Below are 25,338 nucleotides of genomic sequence, written 5' to 3'. Positions count from 1 at the left end.
CCAGCTCCCCCGCTCTGGGAAATAACCGGCAGACTCAGTCGCCCCGGTCAAAGAAACGCCCCAGGGACCCCAGTTCCCGGGTGCGAGGGATGGCGGGCAGACTCTTGATGAAGGTGGCGCCATAGGGCTTGTTGACCATGCGCGGATCACAGATGACCAGCACGCCGTGATCAGTGCGATCACGAATGAGCCGCCCCACCCCCTGCTTCAAGGCAATCACCGCCTTGGGCAGCTGCAGCTCGGCGAAGGGATCGCCCCCCTTGAGCTTGCAGTCATCCACCCGCGCCTTGAGCAGCGGGTCGTCCGGGCTCGCAAACGGCAGCTTGTCGATGATAACACAGGACAATGCCGCCCCTCGCACGTCTATCCCCTCCCAGAAACTGCTGGTGGCCACCAGCACGGCGCGCCCGTTCTCCACGAAGGTCTTGAGCAGCCGCTGCTTGTTGTCCTCCCCCTGCAACAGCACGGTGCGGCCGATCTCCCGGCGCAGCACTTCGGCCACCTGGCGCATCACCTGATGGCTGGTGCAGAGGAAGAAGCAGCCTCCCGGCGTCTTGTTGATGAGGGGGATCATCAGACTGGCCAGCTGCTCGCCGCGCCCGAAGGCGTTGGGCTCCGGCAGATAGCGGGGCACACAGAGCCGTGCCTGCTCGGCGTAGTCGAAGGGGCTGTCGAGAATAAGCTCGGCGCTGCCCGCCAGCCCCAGCTCCGCCTTGAAGTGATCGAAACGGTTGTCCACCGTCAGGGTGGCGGAAGTAAAGATCCAGGCCACCTCGGGCTTTTGCACCTCGGCACCAAATCGCTCGGCCACCGACAGCGGGGTGAGATTGAGGGAGAAGTGCAGCCGGGAGCAGTCATACCAGTAGGAGAAACCTGTCTGGTTGACCGCCAGCACCTCCCCAAGGCGAGTGCGCAACTCGCAGACTCGCTCGAAGGCGTGATCCAGCTGCTCGCCGCGCCCGAGCGCGAGTTTCAGCACCTCGTAGCAGAGCCCGATGGCGTCGTTGAGACGCGCCAGGGCCTGGCCCCAGAGCGGCTGGCGCAGGAGATCTCGGGTATTGCCGCGCCCCCCGTCTATCCCGAAGGCGAGGCGCAAGTCCTGGCTCGCGATGGAGAGCCTGTCCGCCGCCTTGCCGAGCTGGGCCATGTCGTGGGCCTCGGCGCGATAGGCGAGCTGGATGTCCTGCGCCAGATCCAGGATGGTGCGGCTGCCCACCGACTTGCCGAAATAGTTGGTGGCGATCTCCGGCAACTGATGCGCCTCGTCGAACACATAGACTTGCGCTTCGGGCACCAGCTCGCCAAATCCGGTGTCTTTCACCGCCATGTCGGCGAAGAAGAGGTGATGATTGATCACCACCACCTGGGCGTCCATGGCCCGGCGCCGGGCCACCACCAGATGGCAATCGTCGTAATAGGGGCAGTCGCGACCGAGGCAGTTGTCATTGGTGCTGGTGACGTGGGCGAGGATCTCGGCGTTCTCTTGCAGCCCCGGAATGTCTCCCACATCGCCGTTGTCGGTGGCGGTGGACCAGGACTTCACCTTCACCAGATCGCTGAGGATCTCGGGCTTTTGCAGGTGAGATTCGCTCAGGAGGCGGTTCATCCGCTCGATGCACAGATAGTTGCTGCGCCCCTTGAGCAGGGCCACCGGCGGGGTGTACGAGAGCGCCCCCGTGATGGTGGGGAGATCCCGGTAGAAGAGCTGCTCCTGCAGATTCTTGGAGCCGGTGCTTATCACCACCCGCTTGCCGGATTCCAGCGCCGGCACCAGGTAGGCGTAAGTCTTGCCGGTGCCGGTGCCCGCCTCCACCAACAGGCGGCCGCCACTCTTGATGGCGCGCGCCACCGCTTCGGCCATCTCCAGTTGCGGCGCACGGGCCTTGAAGCCGTCGATATGGCTGGCCAGGGGGCCATCTGGCTTGAACAGGGTCTGGATGGTCAAAGGAGCGTCCCGCGCAAAAGCGGCCATTATGCCAAAAGCGCGGCGAAAGCGGGACTGATAATGCGTTCAGACGAAGAGATCGATCTGATGGTCCGGATCCGGCTTGTGATCATCTTCCTGCGCCTTTGGCTGATCACGCCTGGCCGGCTGATGCCCCTGCTGGTGCTGCTGGGCGCCGCCGTTGTCAGTGCCAATCTTGCGCAGCTGGTGCTTCTGGCTGATTTGGGTCACCTCCCGCTTGATGTCGTCGGGGCTCGGGGTCGACGGCGCGCGCGGCAAGATGGGGAATAACAGATCCTGGCTGGGCATGGTGGTCACTCCTCAGGCTATCTTGATTAGTTATCGACCAGAAAACCGTTTTCTCCACTTTAATCGGTAAAATCACAATTTCAGGTTGCATTTTCTGTCAAGGCAGGTAGTTTAAATCAGGCGTCAACTACGACATCTTATTTGTAAAGGATTGATTACATGAAGTTCACCACCCTGAAGACTCATCATCACCATCATCATCCCGACTAGTCTTTCAGGAGGTTGACTGCTGGAAGACACTTAACTGGTGACTTCCAAAAGGACCGCAAGATTCATGAACCCTCGGAAGCACACACTTCCGAGGGTTTTTTCGTTTTTGACTAGAAGGAAATCGAGCAATGGAAACACAACGTCTGCGCATCGCCATGCAAAAGTCCGGTCGCCTGAGCCAGGACTCCCAGGCCCTGTTCAAGAGCTGCGGCCTTAAAATTAACTTACGGGAACAGCGCCTCATCGCCCACGTGGAGAACATGCCCATCGACATACTGCGGGTGCGCGATGACGATATCCCGGGACTGGTGATGGAAGGGGTGGTCGACCTTGGCATCATAGGCGAGAACGTGCTGGAAGAGGTGCAGCTTATTCGCGCCTCACAGGGTCTGCCCTTCGAGGTGAAAACCCTCAAGCAGCTCGACTTCGGTGGCTGCCGCCTCTCCCTCGCGGTGCCGGAAGATGTGACCTACACAGGGCCGCAAAGTCTGGCAGGCAAGCGCATCGCCACCTCCTACCCCGGGCTGCTCAAGCGCTTCTTCGACGAAAAAGGGCTCGGCTTCAAGAGCGTGATGCTGGGCGGCTCGGTGGAAGTGGCGCCGCGCGCGGGCCTGGCCGACGCCATCTGCGATCTGGTCTCCACCGGCGCGACCCTGGAGGCCAACGGCCTCAAAGAGGTGGAGGTGATCTATCGCTCCAAGGCGGTGCTGGTGCAGGCTCCCAACCCCTTGAATGAGGCCAAGCAGAAGCTCATCGACAAGCTGCTGCCCCGCATCCAGGGGATGCAGCAGGCCCGCGAGAGCAAGTACATCATGCTGCATGCTCCCAAAGACAAGCTCGATGCCATCACCGATCTGCTGCCGGGTGCCGAGCGCCCCACCATCATGCAACTGGCCGGTGACACCAATCAGGTTGCCCTGCACGTCGTCTCCAGCGAGACCCTGTTCTGGGAGACCATGGAGCAGCTCAAGGCCCTCGGTGCCAGCTCCATTCTGGTGCTGCCCATCGAAAAAATGATGGAATAAGGAAGGGACATCATGCAGACCCTGATCTGGAAGACCCTCTCCCCCGCCCAGCAGGCCGATGTGCTGACCCGGCCCGCCCTCAATGACGAGGCCGATATCGGCCTCGTGGTGCGGGATATCATCGCCGCGGTACGCAGCCGGGGCGATGAGGCCCTGCGCGAGCTCGGCCTGCGCTTCGAGCGCGCTCCCCGTGAGCAGTTGCGCGTCAGCGAGTCCGAGATTGAAGCCGCCTGCTCGCGGCTGGATGACGACATCAAAAATGCCATCGAAGCGGCGATTGCCAATATTCGCACCTTCCACGCCGCCCAAATGCAGCCGGTGGTACGGGTAGAGACCCAGCCCGGCGTGGTGTGCGAGCTGCGCACCCAGCCCATCAGTCGGGTCGGCCTCTATGTGCCTGGCGGCAGCGCGCCGCTCCCTTCCACCGTGATGATGCTGGCCATTCCAGCTGCCATCGCCGGTTGCCGTGAGGTGGTGCTCTGCACCCCGTCGCCGGCCAGCGACGAGATCCTGTTTGCCGCCCGCGCCTGCGGCGTCGAGAAGGTGTTCGCCATCGGCGGCGCCCAGGCCATCGCCGCCATGGCCTACGGCACCCAGAGCATTCCCAAGGTGGACAAGATCTTCGGCCCGGGCAACGCCTATGTGACCGAAGCCAAGGGCCAGGTCTCCCGGGACTGGCGCGGCGCCGCCATCGACATGCCCGCCGGCCCCTCCGAGGTGCTGGTGATTGCCGACGAGAGCGCGAGCCCGGCCTTCGTGGCCGCGGATCTGCTCTCCCAGGCCGAGCACGGCCCCGACAGCCAGGTGGTGCTGGTGACCACCTCAACCCTGTTGGCAGATGCCATCGCAGGGGAAATAAAGAGCCAGCTGGCCAAGCTCAGCCGCCGCGACATCGCCGCCCAGGCGCTCGGCAGCAGCCTGGTGATCCTCTGCGACAATCTGGACGAGGCCTGCGCCATCTCCAACGCCTACGCGCCGGAGCACCTGATTGTGCAGACCCGCGCCCCCCGCGATCTGCTGGATAAACTCGAGAACGCCGGCTCTATCTTCCTTGGGGCATGGACCCCGGAGTCGGTCGGGGATTACGCCAGCGGTACCAACCACACCCTGCCCACCTATGGCTATGCCCGCACCTGCTCGAGCCTTGGGCTCGCGGATTACCAGCGTCGCTACACTGTGCAGGAGCTGAGCATCGAGGGGATCCGGGGCCTTGGCCCCATAGTCCAGCGTATCGCCGATGCGGAAGGACTAGATGCCCACAAGAATGCCGTGACGCTGAGATTGAATGCACTGCAAGAGGAGCGGACATGACGATCACCGCACCGAGAGGGCGCCATGCCCTCATCAATAATGCCGTCACCCTCGGATTGAACGCACTTTCAGACCAGCAGCAGAAGGATTTGTCATGAGCATCGCCAATCTGGCTCGCCGCGTGGTGCGGGCCCTCACCCCCTATCAATCCGCCCGTCGCATCGGCGGTCAGGGTCACGTCTGGCTCAACGCCAACGAGGCGCCCCTGGCCTACCCCTTCACCATCGAGGGCAACCGTCTCAACCGCTACCCCGAGTGCCAGCCGGCCGAGGTGGTGAGCGGCTACGCCGCCTATGCCGGGGTCAATCCCGAGCAGGTGCTGGTGAGCCGCGGCGCCGACGAGGCCATCGAGCTGCTGATCCGCACCTTCTGCGAGGCGGGGGAGGATCAGATCCTCATCTGTCCCCCCACCTACGGCATGTACGCCATCAGCGCCGAGACCTGCGGCGTCGGCATCGTCGAGCTGCCGCTCACCGCCAGCCGTCAGCCGGACTGGCCCGCCATCGCGGATCGTCTCTCCGACGTGAAACTGGTGTTCCTCTGCTCCCCCAACAACCCCACCGGGGATCTGGTGGGCCGCAAGGGGCTCATCGCCCTGCTGGAGAAGGCCCGGGAGCGCGCCATCGTGGTGGTGGACGAGGCCTATATCGAGTTCTGCCCGGAAAGCTCAGTGGTGGATCTGCTGGCCCAGTACCCCAATCTGGTGGTGACCCGCACCCTCTCCAAGGCCTTTGCCCTGGCGGGGATCCGCTGCGGCTTCACCCTGGGGGACCCGGAGCTCATCGCCATGCTGGCCAAGGTGATAGCCCCCTACCCCATCCCCGAGCCCATCGCCCAGATTGCGGCCCAGGCCCTCTCCCCCATGGGGCTGGCGCTGATGCAGGAGCGGGTGCAGGAGCTCAACAAGCAGAAGGCCCTCATCAAGGCCGAGCTGCTGCGGCTTACCTGCGTGAAAGAGGTGTTCGAGGACAAGGGCAACTTCGTGCTGGTGCGCTTCACCGATGGTGCCGCCGTCTTTGCCGCCATGAAGGCCGCCGGCATCATCTTGCGGGACTTCTCCAGCAAGCCGGGCCTGGACAACAGCATCCGCATCACCATCGGCTATCAGGGGGAGATGGACGCCGTCCTCACCGTGCTGCGCGATCTATCGAACAGCACCCCCTCAGCCAGCAACCCGTCTGCCGCCAGCGTATAAGGAAGTAGCCAGATGAAGACCCCGTTTTTGTTTATCGACCGTGACGGCACTCTGATAGAAGAGCCGGTGACCGACAAGCAGGTGGACAGCCTCGCCAAGCTGCGCTTCGAGCCCATGGTGATCCCGGTGCTGCGCGAGCTGCAGGCCGCCGGTTACGTGCTGGTGATGGTGACCAACCAGGATGGGCTGGGTACCGCCAGCCTGCCGCTGGAGAACTTCCAGCCCCCTCACGATCTGATGATGCACCTCTTTGAATCCCAAGGAGTGAACTGGGAGCAGGTGCTGATCTGCCCCCACTTCCCCACCGACGGCTGCAGCTGCCGCAAGCCCCACCTCGGCCTGGTGAAGGAGTACCTCGCGTCCGGTCGCATCGACTTTGCCAACTCCTTCGTCATTGGCGACCGCCAGACCGACCTGCAACTCGCCGAAAACATGGGCATTCGCGGCATTCGCTACCACCCGCAGGATCACGACTGGCTCGCCATCCGTGATCAGCTGCTCTCCAAGGGGCGCGTGGCCGAGGTAGAGCGCTACACCAAGGAGACCCGCATCCAGGTGGCGGTGGACTTGGACAAGAGCGGCGGCAACCAGATTGCCACCGGCATCGGCTTCTTCGATCACATGCTGGATCAGATAGCCACCCACGCGGGCTTTCGCCTCAGGCTGAAGGTCAGCGGCGATCTGCACATCGACGATCACCACACGGTGGAAGACGTCGGGCTGGCTCTCGGTCAGGCCCTGCGCCAGGCCCTTGGCAACAAGCGCGGCATCGGTCGCTTCGGCTTCGTGCTGGCGATGGACGAGGTGCAGGCGGTGATCGACGGTCGCCCTCGCCTGGTTGAAGGCACGAACGACAGCACCCAGGCCCCCTCCCTGACCGAGCTGGACGTGGCCACGGCGCTGGATTTGAGCGGCCGCCCCTACTTCGTGTTCGACTGCCCGAGCGGCTTTGGCCGCGACAGCGTGGGCGAGATGGCTACCGAGATGGTGCCCCACTTCTTCCGCTCCCTCTCGGACGCCATGGCCATCACATTGCAGATGAAGGTCGGCAGCGGCAACACCCACCACCAGGTGGAGGCGCTGTTCAAGGGCTTTGGCCGCGCCCTGCGCCAGGCCATCCGGGTGGAAGGGAGCGACCTCCCCTCCAGCAAGGGGGTGCTGTGATGGATGTGAGCAAGCAGAAGCTGGTCATCATCGACACGGGCTGTGCGAACCTCGCATCGGTGCGCATGGCGTTCGAGCGCCTCGGCGTGCAGCCGCTGGTTTCCAGCAAGGCGGCCGATATCGAGGGTGCAGACAAGCTGATCCTGCCCGGGGTGGGCACAGCCGTGGCCGCCATGAAGAATCTCAACGAGCGCAACCTGGTGCCGCTCATTCGCGCCGCCAGGCAGCCCCTGCTGGGCTTTTGCCTCGGCATGCAGATGCTGGCACAGGCCTCCGAGGAGAACATGAGCACCGATGGCGGCGAAGGGCGGCTCATCGACTGCCTCGGCATAGTGCCTGGCAAGATCCGGCTGATGGAGGTGGGCGATCTGCGCCTGCCCCACATGGGCTGGAATCAGATAGAGCACGATGAGATCCATCCCCTGCTCAAGGGGATCCAAAGTGGCAGCTACTTCTACTTCGTCCACTCCTACGCCCTGGAGGTGACCGACGCGACGCTGGCAACCTGCGACTATGGCCAGCCCTTCACCGCCATCGTGGGGCGCGACAACTTCTTCGGCGCCCAATTCCACCCGGAGCGATCCGGCGCAGCCGGTGCCCGTTTACTGCAAAACTTTCTGGAGCTGTAACAAGGATGATCATTCCCGCAATCGACCTCATCAATGGTCAGGTAGTCCGACTCTATCAGGGGGACTACGGCCAGAAGACCGCATACAGCAGCAGCCCCCAGGCCCGCTTCGACGACTATGTCGCCCAGGGAGCAGAGCAACTGCACCTGGTGGATCTGGACGGCGCCAAGGATGCAAAAGCGCGCCAGCTCGCCCTCATCACCACCCTGCTGGCGGCCACCAGGGCGCCGGTGCAGGTGGGCGGCGGCGTGCGCAGCGAGCAGGATGTGGCAGACCTCTTGGCCGCCGGTGCCAACCGGGTGGTGGTCGGCTCCACCGCCGTCAAGTCCCCGGATCTGGTGGCTAGCTGGATGGAGAAATATGGCCCCGAGCGCATCGTGCTGGCGCTGGACGTCAATATCGATACCCAGGGGAATCGCCAGATCGCGGTGGCAGGCTGGCAGGAGAACAGCGGTGTGAGCCTGGAGGCGCTGATCGAGCGCTTCCTCCCCGCCGGACTCAAGCACGTGCTCTGCACCGACATCAGCCGGGACGGGACGCTCTCGGGCAGCAATGTCGAGCTCTATCGGGATCTCTGTGCCCGCTATCCCAACGTGGCGTTTCAGGCCTCCGGCGGCATCGGCGGCCTGGCGGACATAGAGGCGCTCAAGGACACCGGCGTCAAGGGAGTCATCCTCGGCCGCGCCCTGCTGGAGGGCAAGTTTGACGTAGCAGAAGCCATTCGTTGCTGGGGTGATGGCCGCGCTGCGTGAAGCGCCCCTTTCCTGCATCAGAAAGCCTGCCCATCCGGGCAGGCCTCTTTCTCCCCCCATGGGGGCGAACCTTATGATTTGGCAGCAATTGGCTCTATACTCGGACTCATCGAGATAATGTCACGGAAGGCTTATGTTCACATCTCACTGTGCCACCATCCTCATCGTCGATGACTCTCCCGAGAACCTGATGGTGCTGACCGAGCTGCTCTCACCCAGTTACCGGGTACTCGCCGCCCAGAGCGGGGAGAAGTGCCTGCGCATCGCCAGTGGCAAGACGAAACCCGATCTCATCCTGCTGGATGTGATGATGCCCGGCATGGACGGCTACGAGGTACTCAAGCAGCTTCGCACCAACCCCGACACCCACCGCATCCCAGTGGTACTGCTCACCGCCCTCGCCGATCCCCAGAGCGAAGAGCAGGGCCTCTCCCTCGGGGCCGCCGACTACATCACCAAGCCCATCAAGCCCGTCATCGTCCAGGCGCGGGTACGCACCCAGCTGGAGGCCAAGCAGGCCCGGGATGGTCTGCACGATCAGAATGCGGCCCTGGAGGCCGAGGTCGCTCGCCGGATGGCCGAAAACGATCTGATCCAGCAGGTCTCCATCCGGGCGCTGGCCCATCTGGCGGAGATCCGCGATCCCGAGACCGGCAATCATATCCTGCGCACCCAGGGCTACGTGCGGTTGCTGGCGAGCGCCCTTGCCGGTCACCCCCGCTTTGCCGGGACCCTGTCGCCGGGTTACATCGATCTGCTGAGCCGCTCCGCCCCCCTGCACGACATCGGCAAGGTCGGCATTCCCGATCATATCCTGCTCAAACCGGGCAAGCTGACCCCGGAGGAGTGGCAGATCATGCGCACCCACGCCAAGCTCGGCAGCGACGCCATCGAAGAGGCCGAGCGGGATATGGAGCAGCCATTGGCCTTCCTCACCCTGGCCAAGGAGATAGCCCACTGGCACCACGAGAAGTGGGACGGCAGCGGCTACCCGGACGGCCTGTGCGGCGACGCCATTCCCCTCTCGGCCAGGTTGATGGCGCTGGCGGATGTGTTTGACGCCCTCATCAGCGCCCGGGTCTACAAACCGGCCATGTCCTATGACGAGGCCCGTGCCCTGATCCTCTCCGGCAGCGGTCAACACTTTGACCCGGACGTGGTGGCAGCCTTCGACAGCCATTTCGAGCAGTTCGTCCTCATCGCCGAGCGTTACCAGGATGTCGCCGAGGCAATCCATGGCTGAACAGCCTCCCCTGACCCGGGCCCACGTGCTCAACGTGGTGCTCACCTATGCCGCGGTGGCGAGCCTGTGGATCCTGCTCTCGGACAAGGCGGTGGAGTGGCTCTTCCACACCCCGGCCCAGTTCGCCCTGGCCAGCACCATCAAGGGGTGGCTGTTTATCCTCATTACCGCGCTCATGCTCTATGCCATGCTGCGCCGTCGCATCAATCAGACCACCGCCAGCCCCCGCCTCACCGGGCGTCAGTGGCTCCCCATACTGCTGCTCAACGGTATCATTCTGGCCCTGACCGCCATGGCCATCGCCCAGAACATCGGCCTGACCCGGGACAAGGAGGTGGCACGCCTCGAGACCATCGCCGATCTCAAGAGCAGGCGCATCACCGAGTGGCTGGGCAACCGGGAGCAGGATCTGCGCCAGATCGTCGGCAACTCCCGCGACGGGGCGCTCTCTCCCGCCGAGCCTCAGAGACCCTCAGATGAACAGGCGCAGCAACTGACGCGACTGGTCGAGTTCATCTCGGGGCGGGGATTCGATGGCGCGGCCCTCTTCGACCCCGCCGGCCAGGCCCTGTGGCAGACCCCGGGGGCCGGCACCATGAATGCCACCCTGCGCGATGCCCTGAGCCGGGTGGAGCCGGGCAAGGTGCTCAGGGTCGGCCCCTATCTGGATGAACGAGGTCAACCCAGGCTCGACTTCCTGGCCCCCCTGACCAAGGCGGCGGGGCCGGCCCCGGTCATGGTGCTGCAGATAAGCGGCAGTCACTGGATAAACCAGATCCTCACACCCTGGCCCACCCCCGACAGCAGCGGGGAAGCCACGCTGTTTCGCCAGCGTGCAGATCAGGTGCAGTATCTGAACGACCCGCGCTATCGCCCCGACTCGGCCCTGCGCCTGCTCCTTCCACTTCATCACGACACCCTGCTGGCGGCCCAGTATCTGCGGCTGGACGGCGGGCAGCGAAGGTCAAGGGTGCTGTCCGGCATGGATTATCGCGACATCGCGGCCTTTGGCGTCGTCTATCCGGTTGCGGACACGGATTGGTACCTGCTGACCAAGATAGACAAGGCCGAGCTCAACCAGGCCAGCTTCAAGGAGAGCATCTGGATTGGCCTCATCGCCCTGCTGGTGCTCTTCGTCACCAATGCCGGCATCATCTTGCTGCGCCAGCACACCCGACTGCTGATGGCAGAGCAGGTGCGCCACTCCCAGGCGCAACGGCTGCAGGCGTTGCAACTGCTCTCCGCCATCGCCGACAGCTCGGAAGATGCCATCTTCGCCAAGGACAGGGAGGGCAAATACATACTGTTCAACCGCGCCGCCAGCCAGTTCGTGGACAGACCCGCCGCCGAGATGCTGGGTCAGGATGACCTGGCCATCTTCCCCCCCGATCAGGCCCGGATGCTGATGGAGGCAGGCCGCCGGGTGATCGAGAACAACCGGGTGCAAACCGAGGAGGAGTACCTGACCCTGCCAGGTGGCGATCGGGTGTTCCTCGCCACCAAGGGGCCGCTGCAGGACAACGAGGGTGAGGTGATCGGCATCTTCGGCATCTCCCGCGACATCACGGACTTCAAGCGTACCGAGGCTGATTTGCGAGAACGGGAGGGACTGTTTCGCGCCCTGGTGGAGCAATCCCTCGCCGGCATCTACATCATCCAGCAGGGCAGGCTCTGCTACATCAACCCCTGTTTTGCCCACCTGTTTGGCTACGACTCCCCCGGTGTCCTGCTCGGCGTCGGCCCCCTGCACGCCCTGGCAAGCCCGAAGGACAGCGACCGGGTGGCCGAGCTGGTGCAGCGATGCGAGCAGGAGGGGAGCGACATCCATGCCCGCTTCAGCGCCCTGCACCACGACAACCAGCCTCTGGAGGTGGAGCTGTACGGGCGGCGCGTCGACTATCGCGGCCAGCCCGCCGTACTCGGGCTCTTGCTCGACGTCACCGAGCGGGAGCAGGTCGAGCAGGCCCTGACCCGCCAGGCCATGGAGCTGCGCCAGCAAAACGAGGAGCTGGAGCGTTTCAACAAGGTGATGGTGGACAGGGAGCTCGCCATGCTGACCCTCAAGCACCAGATCAATGCGCTCTCACACCAGCTCGGGCTGCCGCCGCCCTACCCCCAGGCCCCCATGCCGCCGGAGGAGCACCCATGATGCACCGACCGCAACTGTGGCACGTCCGCCCAGCCACCCAGCGCTGGGGCGTCTGCCTGCTGGCCCTGCTGCTGCCCGTCCTGATGTTGCAGATCCGGGTCCAGCTGCCCATCGCCTTTGGCGAGCGGCCGTTGCTGGTGCTCTTCATGCTGCCCATCATCCTCTGCGCCCTGCTGGGGGGCTTGCTGCCAGGCCTGCTCTGCACCCTGATCAGCGCCCTGGTCACCACCTACTTCCTGCTGCCCCCGATCCATGAGCTGACCGTGGCGGCCGGCCAGGATCTGGTGCAGTGGGGGCTCTTGGTCGCCAACGGCGTGCTCGTCAGCCTCCTCAGTGCCGCCATCCACAGCTCCCGCGCCCGGGAGATCCAGCGCTGGCAGGAGCTGATGAACACCCAGTCCCGCCTGCAACAGAGCGAGAACCGCTTCCAGGCCACCTTCGAGCAGGCGGCGGTCGGCATCGCCCTGGTCGCCCCCGATGGCGGTTGGCTGCGGGTCAACCGGCGGCTATGCGACATGCTGGGCTACCGCGCCGATGAGCTCATGGGCATGAGCTTCCAGCAGATCACCCACCCGGACGATCTCTTCATCGATCAGCACTACGTCGACCGGATGCTGGCGGGCGAGCTGCCCCACTACACCCTGGAGAAGCGCTATCTGCACAAGGGGGGCGAAGCCATCTGGACGACACTGACGGTGGCCCTGGTGAGGGATAGCGAGGGGGAGCCCGACTACTTCATCTCCATCATCGAGGACAATCAGCAGAACAAGGAGACGGAGGAGGCCCTGCGCCGCAACGAGGGGATCCTGCGGGAATCCCAGCGGCTGGCCAAGATCGGCAACTGGCGCTGGCGTGTCAGCGACGGCAACCACTTCTGGTCACCGGAGATCTACCGCATCTATGGCCGTGATCCCGCCCTCCCCCCTGCCGTCTATCCCGAGGTGAAAAAGTACTTCACCCAGGAGGGGTGGCACACCATGGCCCAGGCCGTCGAGCGCTGCCTGCACGATGGGCAACCCTACGAATGCGATGCCGGCGTCATCAACGAGCAGGGGCACCCGGTCTGGGTCATCGCCCGTGGGGCTGCCCTGCGGGACGGGGACGGCCATGTCGTCGAGCTCTATGGCACCGTGCAGGACATCACGGAGCGCAAGCTGGCCGAGCAGCAGTTGCTGCACAATCAGCAGGCGGCGCTCGATACCCAGCGCCGCGCCCGCCTAGCGGCACTGAACCTGATGGACGATGCCATCAGTGCCCGGGTCCGGGCCGAGTCCATCAGCAGTGCCCTGCGCGAGAGCGAGCAACGGCTGCTGATGGCCCAGGAGGGCGCCCACGTCGGGATCTGGGAGTGGGACATGGTCAATGATCACCTCTTCTTCTCCCCGGAATGCGCCCGCCTCTATGGCCGCGACGCCGGGCAGCTCACCACCTTTAACGCCTGGCAGGCCTGCCTGCACCCGGACGACAAGCCCCGTATCGACGCCCTGCTGGCCGAGCTCTCGGTCAGCGACAAGCCCTTCGAAATCGAGTTCAGGATCCTGCTGCCAAACGGCGACCTATGCTGGCTGGTGAGCAAGGGCAGCGTCTATCGGGATGCCTGGCAACGCCCCCTGCGTCTGCTCGGCATCCATCTTGACATCACGGAGCGCAAGCAGGCCGAGCAACAGCTGAGGCAGCTCTCTCTGGCACTGGAGCAGAGCCCGGATGGCGTCTTCATCACGGACACTCGGGCCCGCATCGAATATGTCAACGCGGCCTTCCTGACCATCAGCGGCTACCAGCAGGAGGAGGTCATCGGCCAGACCCCCTCCCTGCTGCGCTCCGGCCTCACCCCCAGAGCCACCTATGTCGCCCTGTGGGACGCCATCAAGCGTGGCCAGCGCTGGCACGGCGAGTTCGTCAACCGGCGCAAGGACGGCTCACACTATCAGGTGCTGGCGGCCATCTCCCCCATTCGCCAGGAGAACGGGCTGGTGACCCACTATGTGGCGGTACAGGCCGACATCACCGAGAAGAAACAGCTCGGCGAGGAGCTGGATCAGTACCGTTACCACCTGGAGGAGATGGTCGATGAACGCACCCTGCAACTGGCCCAGGCCCACCAGCGCGCCGAGAGTGCCAACCGCGCCAAGAGCGCCTTCCTGGCCAACATGAGCCACGAGATCCGCACTCCCATGAACGCCATCCTGGGGCTCACCTATCTGCTCAAGCGCGACACCCCGGACAGCACCCAGCACGAGCGGCTGGAGAAGATCGACAATGCCGCCCAGCACCTGCTCACCATCATCAATGACATCCTGGATCTCTCCAAGATAGATGCGGGCAAGATGGCGCTGGAGCAGAGCGACTTCTCCCTCACCGCCATGCTGGACAACGTCAGCGCCCTGATGAGCGAGCAGGCCCGCGCCAAGGGCCTCTCCCTCATGGTCGACATGGGAGACTCGCCCACCTGGGTCCATGGCGACATCACCCGCCTGCGCCAGGCACTGCTCAACTACGCCGCCAATGCCATCAAGTTTACCGAGCAAGGTGCGGTCACCCTGCGGGTACGGATGGCCCGTCCGCTTGCCGACGGCTACCTGCTGCGCTTCGAGGTGGAAGACACCGGCATCGGCATCAGCCCGGAGCAGTGCGAGAAGCTGTTCCAGGCCTTCGAGCAGGCCGACGTCTCCACCACCCGCAAATACGGCGGCACTGGCCTCGGGCTTGCGATCACCAGCCGGCTCGCCACCCTGATGGGGGGAGAGGCCGGCGTCAACAGTACCCTCGGCCAGGGGAGCTGCTTCTGGTTCACCGCCGCCCTCTCTGCGGGTCAGGGGGAGGCGCCGCACCCGCTCCCGCCGCAGCAGAGCCTGACGCAGACCGTCTTCCCCCACACTGCCCGGGTGCTGCTGGTGGAGGACAACGCCATCAACCGGGAGGTGGTGCTGGAGCTGCTTTGCAACAGCGGCCTCGTCATCGAGACCGCCGTCAATGGCCAGGAGGCGCTGGCCCTTGTCCGCCAGCATCCCTACGATCTCATCCTGATGGACATACAGATGCCGGTGATGGATGGCTACGACGCCACCCGCGCCATCCGCGCCCTGCCCGGCCTGGCGCGGCTTCCCATTCTCGCCCTGACGGCGAGCGCCTTCGAGGAGGACAGGAAGGCCTGTGAATCCGCCGGCATGAACGACTTCATCGCCAAGCCCGTCACCCCCGCCAAGCTGTTTGAGGCGCTGCAGCGCTGGCTGCCGAGCAAGGGAATGGTGGAGCCCGGTGAGCAGGATCTGTCCCTCGCCCCCCTGGCAGACCCCCTCGCCCGCCTGCAGGACGTCCCCGGGCTGGATCTGCAGCAGGGGTTGGCGGCACTGCAAGGCAAGCAGGACAAATACCTTGCCTTGCTGCGCCACTTCGCCAACGAGCATGGCCAAGACATGGTCCTGCTCCACCACCATCTGCAAACGGGGGATAGCACGAGCGCCACCCGGCTGGTTCACACCCTGCGCGGGGTCGCGAGCACCCTTGGCATGGTGGAACTCGCGCGGCAATGCCTGCATCTGGAGCAGACGCTCGCGGGGGATGGCCCCGAGCCGACCGCCCTGATGACGGTCATTGCCGGGGAGCTGGCGGCCTTGCACGACCGGCTGGGGGAAGAGGTGCCCGCCCAGGCGCCGCAGCTCATCCCCCTTGGCAGCCAGTGGCAACGGGATCTGCGCCAGCAGATGGAGGCCTTGCTGCTGCAAAGCGACACCGCCGTGATCCCGCTGTTCGAGCAGTATGCCGCCCCCCTGCGGCTCATGCTCGGGCCCCGCAGCGAGACCCTGGCCAGGCAGTTGAAGAGCTTTGACTTTGACGGCGCCCTGCTCACCTTGCACCAATGCGCGCAAGCAGATGAGCCCCCCACTGAGGTCATGCCCCCTCTCCCCGATGGCGCTTCACCGCCCCCGGGCCAGCCGAAGGGAGACAAAGGGTTGAATCACTGAATAAAGTCATGCATATAGTGTTGGTTCCCCCGGGGCCGCGCCGCCCGATGAGCGCGCCGTTTCCCGCTCAGGATCCAGCAGTGAAAGCATGCCAACCGCTTTTCCGTCCGCCGCCTGATCCTGCGTCACCGGCAGAACGATGATTTTTTAACTGTGCTTTACATGGAGCAATGAGCATGTTGTCAAAGCGTATTATCCCCTGCCTCGACGTCAAAGATGGCGTTGTGGTCAAGGGCGTGCAGTTTCGCAACCACGAGGTGATGGGCGGCATCGTCGATCTCGCCCGCCGCTACGCCGCCGAGGGTGCCGACGAGCTGGTGTTCTATGACATCACCGCCTCGAGCGACGCCCGGGTGGTGGACAAGAGCTGGGTGAGCCGGGTGGCCGAGGTCATCGACATCCCCTTCTGCGTCGCCGGCGGCATCAAGAGCGTCGAGGATGCCCGCCAGATCCTGGAGTTCGGGGCCGACAAGGTCTCCATCAACTCTCCGGCCCTGGCCGATCCCACCCTGATCACCCGGCTGGCGGAGCGCTTCGGCGTGCAGTGCGTGGTGGTGGGCATCGACTCCTACTTCGATGCCCCAAGCGGCCAGTATCAGGTCAAACAGTTCACCGGCGACGAGAGCCGCACCCGCACCACCAGCTGGACCACCCTGGAGTGGGTCAAGGAGGTGCAAAAGCGCGGCGCCGGCGAAATCGTGCTGAACGTGATGAACCAGGACGGCATGCGCCAGGGCTATGATCTCGAGCAGCTCAAACTGGTGCGGGCCGTCTGCAAGGTGCCGCTGATTGCCTCCGGCGGCGCCGGTGCCCTGGAACACTTTCGCGATGCCTTCACCCTGGCCGACGTGGACGGCGCCCTGGCGGCGTCCGTGTTCCACAAGGGCCTTATCCCCATTCCCGAATTGAAACGCTGGCTGAAAAACGAAGGAGTCGCCATCCGTGAATAATCAAGCAGTAGACAATGCATTGCCCCTGGCCGAGCGCCTGGACTGGGACAAGTGTGACGGCATGATCCCCGCCATCGTCCAGCATTCGCTAAGCGGCGAGGTGCTGATGCAGGGCTTCATGACCCGCGAGGCCCTGGAAAAGACTGAAGCCACCGGCCAGGTCACCTTTTTTAGCCGCAGCAAGCAGCGCCTCTGGACCAAGGGAGAAAGCTCGGGTCATGTGCTCAAACTGGTCGCCATCACCACCGACTGCGATCAGGACTCCCTGCTGATCGCCGCCGACCCGGTGGGCCCCACCTGCCATCTTGGCAATCCCTCCTGCTTCGACGGCCACCCGCTGCCGCCGCTCGGTTTTCTCGCCGAGCTCGAGCAAATCCTGGCCGCCCGCAAGGGCGCGGATCCGGCCACCAGCTACACCGCCAGCCTCTATGGCAAGGGCACCAAGCGCATCGCCCAGAAGGTGGGTGAAGAGGGGGTGGAAGTGGCCCTGGCCGCCATGGCGAAAGACAGGGAGGAGCTCATCAACGAATCTGCCGATCTGCTCTATCACCTGACCGTCTTGCTGCAAAACGAGGGGCTGGGCCTCAAAGACGTGGTGCAGCGCCTTTATGAGCGGCACAATAAATAAAGTATCATATTGCTTAACGGGCTATTTGGCCCGTTAAGCTTATTCAAATGACACCGCCAACTCAACCCAATCCCTGTATGTAGACATATCCACTCGTGATTTTTTATGTAAGCACGAATTAAGAACACCTTCTCTTAATTTCTCTGAAAAAACTTCCGCAGTAATTGAACGATATTTTTCATCAAACTCCTTAACATCCCTCTTTAATTTACTATCAATATTTTGATACTCACCCAAGTAACCAAATAAATAGTTTCTAATAAGATCTTTAATAGTGGCTTGGTATACGCCTTGTGTAAACGCACCATTACAGTCACTTTCCATTTTAATACTAACAGTGCCATAAATATTATTCATGCCGTGTAGTTTAATCACATCGGATTTAATACCTGATAAAAATGAATGACTACGCCCCGATGATATTATAGTGTCATAGTCAGATGGCTTGCTTTCATGCAAGGCTATAAGGTAAGCAAGAAAGACTATATTAATAGAGTCATTTTTCATATTCACAAGCACTAACAATGACCTATCAATAAGTTTTTCAGTACTTCTGAGTGAAAGCTGACAAGCATCTGCTATCGATGAAATTATAACCCCAAGTGAGTCCACGCCAAGGCCTGTAGGCCATATATTTTCAAAAACACTGCTATTAAGATAAGTTACATTAGATAAGTGGCTTTCAACAAAATTATGCCTTGAGCCACTAAGCATACTGAATCGCCGATTAAAAAAACGACTTAGATATATATAAGCATCAAATTCGGAACCATAAATTACTTTTACAGCATGTTGTAGTTGTTCTGTATCTGTAGCCAACACAAAGACCACTCTGGGAATATCGAATATATGTTTGATTGTTTCCAGCATTTCTACCGCATAGGAAGGGCGACAGCGATCCAGCTCATCAATCAAAATAAAGGCGGGATAATCCAGTTTTTCTTTACTTAATCCAACAGCTCCTTCCACCCATTGCCGTATTTCTTGTTTAAGATACTGAATAGATTCATAACGTTCCCTGTGATTACTACAGAGCGTATCAACCAACTTATCTGCATCTTCGCCTTCCAAAGAGAAATCACCATCTTCCAGCCCAGCTTTTTTAATGGCTGACTTGAGCACCAATCTTCCGCCGACCTTGAGCAAGCCCAATAGTTTTGTTTTGATGCCATCAGGTACGTCAATCTTATTTCCTGTAGCATCTCTCAGTTGATCGATTATCGACGAGATAACCGTCAACAAGGGGTCGTCGGAAAAGTCCTGCTGCCAGGCATCGATATAGACGGTGGGATAATGCTCTTTAAGTTCCATATACCAGCGCTTGATAAACCAGGTTTTACCCGCGCCCCATTCGGCATTGAGGTTCAGCACATAGTTGCGCTGTTTGCCCTCTGCCGCCAGATAGTTGGTCAGAAACTCGGCATAGCGAGCGCGCTCCAGTCGATCTCCTGCGAGCGTTTCCTCTCCCCCTTCAATGGCTCCAGGCCCATCCCATGAAACAGATTCCACCCAATCAAATGTTGCAAGCGCCATAGTATTTCCCTGTCTCGATACTGAGCAGGAGATTACCAGAGTGAGTTCCGAAAGAGTTTGATGAACATAGGATTTGGCGCCATATCATCCCGAGGCAATATGGCGCCGACTCAAGCGCTCAGAAGAGAGTAACGTCCAACCCTCACTCCAGCTGCTTGCGCAACATGAACTTTTGCACCTTGCCGGTGGAGGTCTTGGGCAGGGGGGTGAAGATGATGCGCTTGGGGGCCTTGAAGTGGGCCATCTGCTCGCGGCAGAACGCAATCAGCTCCGCCTGGCTGAGCACCCGCCCCTCCTTGAGCTTCACAAAGGCGCAGGGCACCTCCCCCCACTTCTCATCCGGCATGGCGATCACCGCGGCCTCGTCCACATCCGGGTGGCGATAGAGCACGTCCTCCACCTCCAGGCTGGAGATGTTCTCCCCACCGGAGATGATGATGTCCTTGGATCTGTCCTTGATCTCCACGTAGCCGTCCGGGTGCCAGACCGCCAGATCCCCGCTTCGAAACCAGCCGTCCGCCATCGCCTCCTCGCTCGCCGCCGGGTTCTTGAGATAGCCCTTCATGACGATGTTGCCACGCAGGAAGATCTCCCCCAGGGTCTTGCCATCCTGGGGCACAGGCTCGCCGCTGACGGGGTTGGCCACCCGCATCTCTCCCTGCAGCGGTGAGGCCACCCCCTGGCGCGCCTTGAGCCGCGAGAGCGCCGTGGCATCCTGCCCCTGCCAGCTTCGCTGGGGCTCGCACACCACGCAGGGGCCATAGGTTTCGGTCAGGCCATAGACGTGGGTCACGGCGATCCCCATGGCCTCCATGCCGGCGATCACGGTGGCGGGCGGCGCCGCCCCCGCCGTCATCGCCTTGATGGGATGGTCAAGCCCCAGTTTCAGGGCCGGATCGGCGTTGTTCAGCATATTGAGGACGATGGGAGCGGCGCAGAAATGGCTCACCTTGTGCTCATGCAGCGCCTCATAGATGGCGCCCGCCTGCACGTGGCGCAGGCAGACGCTCACCCCGGCGGTCGCCGCCAGGGTCCAGGGGAAACACCAGCCGTTGCAGTGGAACATCGGCAGGGTCCACAGATAGACGGGGTGCTTGGGCAGCTCCCAGGAGAGCGCGTTGTTGACCGCGTTCAGGTGGGCACCGCGATGGTGGTAGACCACCCCCTTTGGGTTGCCCGTGGTACCCGAGGTGTAGTTCAGCGAAATGGCCTGCCACTCGTCCGCCGGCAACCAGCCGGGCTCCTGCTCATCCCCCGTGGCGACGAAGGCCTCGTAGGTCAGCTCGCTCACCAGCTCCCCCTCCCGGTAGAGGGGATCGTCGATGGCGATCACCAGAGGCTGGCGGTCGATGAGAGAGAGCGCCTTGCGCACCACGGCGCCAAACTCCCTGTCCACCAGCACCACCCTGCTCTGGGCATGCTGGAAGATGAAGGCCATGGCGTCGGCATCGAGCCGGGTGTTGATGGTGTTGAGCACGGCGCCGCTCATGGGCACCCCGAAGTGGGCCTCGAACATGGCCGGCACATTGGGGGCGACGATGGAGACGGTGTCCCCCTCGCCGATGCCGCGGCGGCGCAGGGCCGAGGCGAGCCGACGACAGCGGCGCTCGGTCTGGGCCCAGCTCTGGCGCAGGGGGCCGTGGATCAGGGCCGGGTAGTCGGGGTAGACACTGGCCGCCCGAGCCAGGAAGCTCAAGGGGGTCAGGGCCTCGAAATTGGCGCCATTTTTATCGAGGCCTCTCTCATAGATGTTCTGGCTTGTCATCGGGTTCCTTCCTCGTCGGGGTGCAAAGCGGCGGTGCAGCCGTGAACGCGCCCTGGCATCGTGCCGGCGGCGGCTTTCTGGTACGAAATGCAAGGGTATCAAGGGGCTCTGGGGGCAGGTATTAGCAAAACGTCTTAGGCTGTTGTGCCCCCACGCCGGCTGATCTGCCTCTGTGACGTCCACTGGCCCACCCCTTTGTCGCCAAACACAGACGCTATTTTGGCGCGGTCGTTTTTTGCGCAGTCAGCCTCTGTCGCGATCCCGAGGCGCTTGCCTTGAGCCTGACGCGCAAAATGCCAAGAATGGTCCCAAGCCCTCAACGGGTACAAGTACGAGGAGAAGAGCGATGAACAAATCCATGTTGGCAGGTGTCGGGATCGGTATTGCCTCTGCGCTGGCATTGTCGGCGGCAGCCAGCGGATCCCTGTTTACCTCAGAGCCCCAGTTTGCCGAGGTGCTGGCCAGCAAGCCGGTGACCGAGACCATCAAGACGCCGCGCCAGGAGTGCCGCAACGTCACCGTCACCCACCGCAAGCCGGTGCAGGATGAGCACAAGATCCTGGGCACTGTGGTCGGTGCGGCCCTGGGGGGCGTGGTGGGCCACCAGTTCGGTGGCGGCAGCGGCAAGAAGGTCGCCACCGCCGCGGGGGCCGTCGCAGGCGGCTACGCCGGCAACCAGGTGCAGGGCAACATGCAGGCGGGGGACACCTACACCACCACGGAGCAGCGCTGCAAGACGGTGCAGGACAGCAGCACCCGCACCCTGGGTTATGACGTCACCTACCGCCTCGCCGGTCAGGAAGGGGTAGTGCGAATGGAACAAAAACCCGGCACCACCATCCCCGTCAAGGATGGCAAGCTGGTACTGAGCAACGCGCAGGGTTGATACTCCGTTAGGAGCGCCCCGCCATGAGGAAGGCCCACCACATCGGTGGGCCTTTTTCATGTCCACAACAAAAAGGGGCCCACAGGCCCCTTTCTATCTCGCTTTCACCTTTAGTGGCGGCCGAAGGGCCACCAGGGCTTGTCGTTGTCCTGAATGTCGACCCGGGTCTGCTGAACTGTGCCCGGCTGGGCCCCTTTCAGCTTCTCGAGGTTGACGCTGAACTGCTCGGTGGACTCCACGAACCAGTCATCCAGGATCAGCACCTTGACCGACTTGCTGCCCCCCTCGCCCTCGGCCCAGCTCACCGTCTGGCCGAACCAGGGCAGGAAATCCAGCCCCCAGCGCGCGGTGATCCCCTCAAGGCCCAGAGTGGCACGGGCCGGCTTGCTCAGATCGCCGCTGCGCACCACAGGGATCTCCGCAAACCACTGCCCCTCGTTCACCGTCAGGCTGGCGTGCGCCAACGAGATGGTGGAGGGCGCCAGCTTGTCCTTGATGGTCACCAGGGTCTGGTGCTGCTCCCCCAGGGTCGCGCCGCTCGCATCATAGAGCTCCAGGGTAAAGGTCTCGTCCCCCTCGTGCAGGGTGTCGCTCTTCACCGGGATGCTGATGCTCTGGCTGTCGCTCTGGCCGGCGGCCCAATGCAGGGTGCCGGTGAGGGGCGCCACGTCGTTGGCATCGGCGCTGCCAAAGGCGATGCGGTAGCTGACGCTGGCCTCCCCATGGCTGCCGTCACGGCGCGCCACGCTCAAGGCCAGGGTCTTGCCCTCCTCCACGCTGGCGGCGGCGCTCTCCAGGCTCAAGACGCCGGCGGGGGGCAGCGGATACTGGATGGCCACCAGCACGGGATCGTGATCCGAGGCGCTGAAGGGCCCCTCGGATTTCGCCAGCTGGCCGCTGTACTTGCTGCCGTACTCGAAGAAGTTGCTCTCGGCGGAGTTGATGTGCCAATCCTCGATGCCGATCACCTTGGCCGCGAGGCCAGGGCTTGCCAGGGCGTGATCCAGGTTGCCGAGCTCCCCTTCATAGCTGTAGGAGTAGGTGTCGGTGCCGTGGAAGCGGGTGTTGAGGTTGACCAGGCCATACCCCTTGCCAAGAGCGCTGCCGCTCTCCTCATACGGCTGACCCGCCAATGTGGTGAAGGAGGCGCTCATGATCTGGCGCGCCTGGGCGGCCGGATCATAGTCGGTCAGCACCCGGATGGGATCCTCCATGCCGTAGGCGTTCAGATCGCCGATGAGCAGCAGATCCCCGCTCACCCCCTTGAGGGTCTCCCCCAGCACCTTGGCGGCGGAGACCCGCAGCGCGTTGCAGTGGCCCTGGCCATCCAGGGGATCGGCGCTGGCGTAGTCGGGATAATCCTCGAAGCAGGCGGAGCCCTTGGACTTGAGGTGGTTGACCACCAGGGTCAGGGGCGCATCCCCCTTGGGGGAGCTGAAGCGCTGCACCAGCGACTCGCGCATCCCCTGGTTGATGGTCACCGGCTTGCCGCTGGCGTCCTGCGCCTCGGCCTGCTGCACCGGCAGCGCGATGAGGCTGGCGGCCCCTTGCGGGGTCACGCTGGCGGGCCGGTAGATGAGCCCTACCGTGATGGCGTCGGTGCCGATGGGCTGGCCATCGGGGGAAGCCACCCAGGCGTAGTGATCCGCCTCGTCTGGCTGGGCGGCGTTGAGGGCCGCCACCAGGTTGGCGATGGCGGAGTTGTCGCCGTAACCGTTGTTCTCGATCTCCATCAGCCCCACCACGTCGGCGTTGAGGCGGGTGATGGCGCTGACGATCTTGGTGCGCTGCAGCTCGAACTCAGGCACCGTCAGGGCGCCCCTGTTGCTGCCGGTGGGGTTGGCATCGCCCCCCACCACAGTGGTGAAGAAGTTGAGTACGTTGAAGCTCGCGACCCGCAGATCCCCCGCCCCGGAGAGCTCGGGCGTCTGCACCCTGTCCCAACCGCTGTGATCGATCTGGCTTGCGTCGATGCGGTTGCTGGCCACTATCCGGAACAGGTTGTAGGAGTAGCCGAGCGCCCCCTCCAGCCCGTTGAGCTTGTCGCCGATGCGAAGATAACCGTCCTCGGCGTTGAAGCCGGGGAACCAGGGCAGCACACCGTCCGGCGCCTTGGCGTCCGTCTCCACCACCAGCTGGTTCTGCTGGTTGCGCAGGGCCCAGTCGCTCGCCTCCTGGCTCATGGCGGCAAATTTCTGGGTCGACTTGATGAGGGGGGCACCATAGGCCAGCACCAGGTTGTTGCGCTTGCCGTCGTAATCGAAGCTGAAGTTGCGGGTCACCACCAGGCTGGACTCCGGCACCAGCCGCACCTGCATCCCCTCGTGGCGCTCCAGCAGCTGGCTCAGGCTCTCGCCTCCCACCGGCACCAGATCCACCGCAGGCAGCAAGGCACCTGCCGGCTGGGTCACCACCAGTTGATCGGCGCTGAGCTGGGTCTGGTTGAAATACTCTTTGACCTTGCCCGAGACGCACACCTCGGCCCCCGGCACCAGGGCGCCGTTGGCCTGGGTGCTGTGGATGAAGAGGCCGTCCGAGGTGGCCGGATCCCCGTCCCCCTGCGCGTCCTGAATGAAGAAGCCCTTGTAGAGGCCGCTCACCACCTGGGTCACCACGCCGCGGGTGGCATAGGCCTGCTCGGACTCGAACTTGCCGGCCGGCACCAGGGGGCTGCTGCTGCCGGGGCCCTGGATGGCGGGCACCGGCACAAGAGTGTCTACCGGGCAGACGAAGGCGGGCGGCTGGCTGCCATCACAGGGGGCATCGCCGCTGCAGCCAAGACCGCTGGCGTCATCCTTGGGGGCGGCCAGGTATTCCAGCGCAGGATCGAAGGGCGAGGTCGCATCAATCCGGCCCGTGGTGACGGTGGCCTTGCGGCGCAGGGTCATGTCCAGGGTCGAGACGCCGCCCGAGACCCAGGCCGTGCCCGGATCCACCCCCACCTGGCCGATGCTGTCCACTATCTCGCTGCCGCGATAGAGCACCAGGGCGTCGTCGCCGTTGAACACCAGATTACCGCTGGTCTGATTGGCCTTGGCCAGGATCTCGGCGTTGGCGGAGGGGTTGGCCAGCACCAGACTGGCCCCCGGGGCCAGGGTGCCTTGCAGCGCCAGGCTGTTGGTGGGGGCATCGGTGAGGGGTTTGCCGTTGGCATAGAGTGCCAGCCGGTATTGGGAGAGATCGACGGCGTCGCTGCCGAGATTGCTCAGCTCCAAAGCCTTGTTGTTGCCAGCGCCTTCCAGGTATTCGGTGACAAGCAGTTGCGCCTGTGCCTGTCCCGCCAGCGCCAGCCCGACGGCCAGCGCTACCAGAGAGTGTCTTCCTGACATGGTCAGTTTCCTTTTTTATTTGCAGATCATGTTATTGGCGCCCCGCGCAAGGCGGGCCGCAGCACCTTGTTGATGTCGAACTCGGCCAGGGGCCAAGATCGCGCCTACTCTGCCCCTTTGACGGCGGAGCCGCTGGGAGCTGGCTAACAATGACCGCAAATTGTTGCGCGCAGGTGACGATCAATACCCGAATGGGCAGTGTCTGTCATCGGTGCGCAGGAAATCGTCGCCACCTCTGGCGGGGCCATGCCAGGGGGCTCGACATCGAGCAGAGTCCGGGACTGAGCCCCCGCTTCAGAGGCGCGAGCGAGACGGCCAGAGCGTGGTTCCAGGTGCAGCCAGCTAGGCGC

General features: G+C 63.1%; 17 protein-coding genes and 1 other annotated feature. Of the genes, 12 read left to right on the top strand and 5 right to left on the bottom strand.

Annotated features, from left to right (window positions below; genetic code table 11):
• Window positions 1-34 precede the first annotated feature (34 nt).
• Complete coding sequence (locus tag HB860_RS06300) at window positions 35-1,945, bottom strand: ATP-dependent DNA helicase (RefSeq protein WP_247626071.1); 1,911 nt, start codon at window positions 1,943-1,945, stop codon at window positions 35-37.
• 66 nt (window positions 1,946-2,011) lie between these two features.
• Window positions 2,012-2,254, bottom strand: coding sequence for a hypothetical protein (locus HB860_RS06295; protein ID WP_247626070.1), 243 nt, complete (start codon window positions 2,252-2,254; stop codon window positions 2,012-2,014).
• Window positions 2,255-2,439: 185 nt separating this feature from the next.
• Window positions 2,440-2,568: a sequence feature (His leader region), on the top strand.
• 24 nt (window positions 2,569-2,592) lie between these two features.
• Here HB860_RS06295 and hisG point away from each other — a divergent pair.
• The 11 genes from hisG (at window position 2,593) to hisIE (ending at window position 17,475) form a co-directional block, all read left to right on the top strand.
• Window positions 2,593-3,489 (top strand): ATP phosphoribosyltransferase, encoded by an 897-nt coding sequence (gene hisG / locus HB860_RS06290; protein ID WP_202045578.1) that lies wholly within the window; start codon window positions 2,593-2,595, stop codon window positions 3,487-3,489.
• A 12-nt stretch (window positions 3,490-3,501) separates the two neighbouring features.
• The gene (hisD, locus tag HB860_RS06285; protein ID WP_247626069.1) at window positions 3,502-4,800 is read left to right on the top strand and encodes a histidinol dehydrogenase; all 1,299 of its coding nucleotides are present in this window, start codon (window positions 3,502-3,504) and stop codon (window positions 4,798-4,800) included.
• Between the two features lie 94 nt (window positions 4,801-4,894).
• Complete coding sequence (gene hisC / locus HB860_RS06280; protein WP_247626068.1) at window positions 4,895-5,995, top strand: histidinol-phosphate transaminase; 1,101 nt, start codon at window positions 4,895-4,897, stop codon at window positions 5,993-5,995.
• 12 nt (window positions 5,996-6,007) lie between these two features.
• The gene (gene hisB, locus HB860_RS06275; RefSeq protein ID WP_247626067.1) at window positions 6,008-7,159 is read left to right on the top strand and encodes a bifunctional histidinol-phosphatase/imidazoleglycerol-phosphate dehydratase HisB; all 1,152 of its coding nucleotides are present in this window, start codon (window positions 6,008-6,010) and stop codon (window positions 7,157-7,159) included.
• Complete coding sequence (gene hisH, locus HB860_RS06270) at window positions 7,159-7,788, top strand: imidazole glycerol phosphate synthase subunit HisH (RefSeq protein ID WP_247626066.1); 630 nt, start codon at window positions 7,159-7,161, stop codon at window positions 7,786-7,788. The genes hisB and hisH overlap by 1 nt, the downstream gene beginning before the upstream one ends.
• Before the next feature lie 5 nt (window positions 7,789-7,793).
• Window positions 7,794-8,540: a 1-(5-phosphoribosyl)-5-[(5-phosphoribosylamino)methylideneamino]imidazole-4-carboxamide isomerase gene (gene hisA / locus HB860_RS06265; RefSeq protein WP_247626065.1), complete on the top strand. Its 747-nt coding sequence runs from the start codon at window positions 7,794-7,796 to the stop codon at window positions 8,538-8,540.
• 133 nt (window positions 8,541-8,673) lie between these two features.
• Window positions 8,674-9,783, top strand: a complete 1,110-nt coding sequence (locus HB860_RS06260) for a response regulator (protein ID WP_139434593.1) — start codon at window positions 8,674-8,676, stop codon at window positions 9,781-9,783.
• Window positions 9,776-11,932, top strand: coding sequence for a PAS domain-containing protein (locus HB860_RS06255; protein ID WP_247626064.1), 2,157 nt, complete (start codon window positions 9,776-9,778; stop codon window positions 11,930-11,932). The genes HB860_RS06260 and HB860_RS06255 overlap by 8 nt, the downstream gene beginning before the upstream one ends.
• Window positions 11,929-15,897, top strand: coding sequence for a PAS domain S-box protein (locus tag HB860_RS06250; RefSeq protein WP_247626063.1), 3,969 nt, complete (start codon window positions 11,929-11,931; stop codon window positions 15,895-15,897). Before HB860_RS06255 ends, HB860_RS06250 begins: the two co-directional genes overlap by 4 nt.
• A 176-nt stretch (window positions 15,898-16,073) precedes the next feature.
• On the top strand, window positions 16,074-16,847 hold the full coding sequence (hisF, locus tag HB860_RS06245) for an imidazole glycerol phosphate synthase subunit HisF (protein WP_247626062.1): 774 nt from the start codon (window positions 16,074-16,076) through the stop codon (window positions 16,845-16,847).
• On the top strand, window positions 16,840-17,475 hold the full coding sequence (gene hisIE, locus HB860_RS06240; RefSeq protein WP_247626061.1) for a bifunctional phosphoribosyl-AMP cyclohydrolase/phosphoribosyl-ATP diphosphatase HisIE: 636 nt from the start codon (window positions 16,840-16,842) through the stop codon (window positions 17,473-17,475). Before hisF ends, hisIE begins: the two co-directional genes overlap by 8 nt.
• Before the next feature lie 39 nt (window positions 17,476-17,514).
• On the opposite strand, the gene HB860_RS06235 is transcribed toward hisIE, so the two are convergent.
• Window positions 17,515-19,008 (bottom strand): KAP family P-loop NTPase fold protein, encoded by a 1,494-nt coding sequence (locus HB860_RS06235; RefSeq protein ID WP_247626060.1) that lies wholly within the window; start codon window positions 19,006-19,008, stop codon window positions 17,515-17,517.
• Window positions 19,009-19,150: 142 nt separating this feature from the next.
• Window positions 19,151-20,773, bottom strand: coding sequence for an acyl-CoA synthetase (locus HB860_RS06230; protein WP_247626059.1), 1,623 nt, complete (start codon window positions 20,771-20,773; stop codon window positions 19,151-19,153).
• A gap of 346 nt (window positions 20,774-21,119) precedes the next feature.
• On the opposite strand from HB860_RS06230, the gene HB860_RS06225 reads away from it, so the two are divergent.
• Window positions 21,120-21,659 carry a glycine zipper 2TM domain-containing protein gene (locus HB860_RS06225; protein WP_139434607.1) on the top strand — a complete coding sequence of 180 codons (540 nt, stop codon included), beginning with the start codon at window positions 21,120-21,122 and terminating at the stop codon, window positions 21,657-21,659.
• A 110-nt stretch (window positions 21,660-21,769) separates the two neighbouring features.
• Here the strand turns inward: HB860_RS06225 and HB860_RS06220 are convergent, their stop codons facing one another.
• The gene (locus HB860_RS06220) at window positions 21,770-24,988 is read right to left on the bottom strand and encodes an ExeM/NucH family extracellular endonuclease (protein WP_247626058.1); all 3,219 of its coding nucleotides are present in this window, start codon (window positions 24,986-24,988) and stop codon (window positions 21,770-21,772) included.
• Window positions 24,989-25,338: the final 350 nt, after the last annotated feature.

The organism is Aeromonas genomosp. paramedia, from assembly GCF_023093515.1.
Lineage (GTDB): Bacteria > Pseudomonadota > Gammaproteobacteria > Enterobacterales > Aeromonadaceae > Aeromonas.
Note: the sequence above shows the minus strand (reverse complement) of the source record. Positions and strands in the feature narration are given on the sequence as shown.

Bases quoted from the DNA above. Each gene is read 5' to 3' on its own strand.
- HB860_RS06295 (WP_247626070.1), bottom strand. From the start codon at position 2,254: ATGCCCAGCCAGGATCTGTTATTCCCCATCTTGCCGCGCGCGCCGTCG.
- hisG (WP_202045578.1), top strand. From the start codon at position 2,593: ATGGAAACACAACGTCTGCGCATCGCCATGCAAAAGTCCGGTCGCCTG.
- hisD (WP_247626069.1), top strand. From the start codon at position 3,502: ATGCAGACCCTGATCTGGAAGACCCTCTCCCCCGCCCAGCAGGCCGAT.
- hisC (WP_247626068.1), top strand. From the start codon at position 4,895: ATGAGCATCGCCAATCTGGCTCGCCGCGTGGTGCGGGCCCTCACCCCC.
- hisB (WP_247626067.1), top strand. From the start codon at position 6,008: ATGAAGACCCCGTTTTTGTTTATCGACCGTGACGGCACTCTGATAGAA.
- hisH (WP_247626066.1), top strand. From the start codon at position 7,159: ATGGATGTGAGCAAGCAGAAGCTGGTCATCATCGACACGGGCTGTGCG.
- hisA (WP_247626065.1), top strand. From the start codon at position 7,794: ATGATCATTCCCGCAATCGACCTCATCAATGGTCAGGTAGTCCGACTC.
- HB860_RS06260 (WP_139434593.1), top strand. From the start codon at position 8,674: ATGTTCACATCTCACTGTGCCACCATCCTCATCGTCGATGACTCTCCC.
- HB860_RS06255 (WP_247626064.1), top strand. From the start codon at position 9,776: ATGGCTGAACAGCCTCCCCTGACCCGGGCCCACGTGCTCAACGTGGTG.
- HB860_RS06250 (WP_247626063.1), top strand. From the start codon at position 11,929: ATGATGCACCGACCGCAACTGTGGCACGTCCGCCCAGCCACCCAGCGC.
- hisF (WP_247626062.1), top strand. From the start codon at position 16,074: ATGTTGTCAAAGCGTATTATCCCCTGCCTCGACGTCAAAGATGGCGTT.
- HB860_RS06235 (WP_247626060.1), bottom strand. From the start codon at position 19,008: ATGGCGCTTGCAACATTTGATTGGGTGGAATCTGTTTCATGGGATGGG.
- HB860_RS06230 (WP_247626059.1), bottom strand. From the start codon at position 20,773: ATGACAAGCCAGAACATCTATGAGAGAGGCCTCGATAAAAATGGCGCC.
- HB860_RS06225 (WP_139434607.1), top strand. From the start codon at position 21,120: ATGAACAAATCCATGTTGGCAGGTGTCGGGATCGGTATTGCCTCTGCG.
- HB860_RS06220 (WP_247626058.1), bottom strand. From the start codon at position 24,988: ATGTCAGGAAGACACTCTCTGGTAGCGCTGGCCGTCGGGCTGGCGCTG.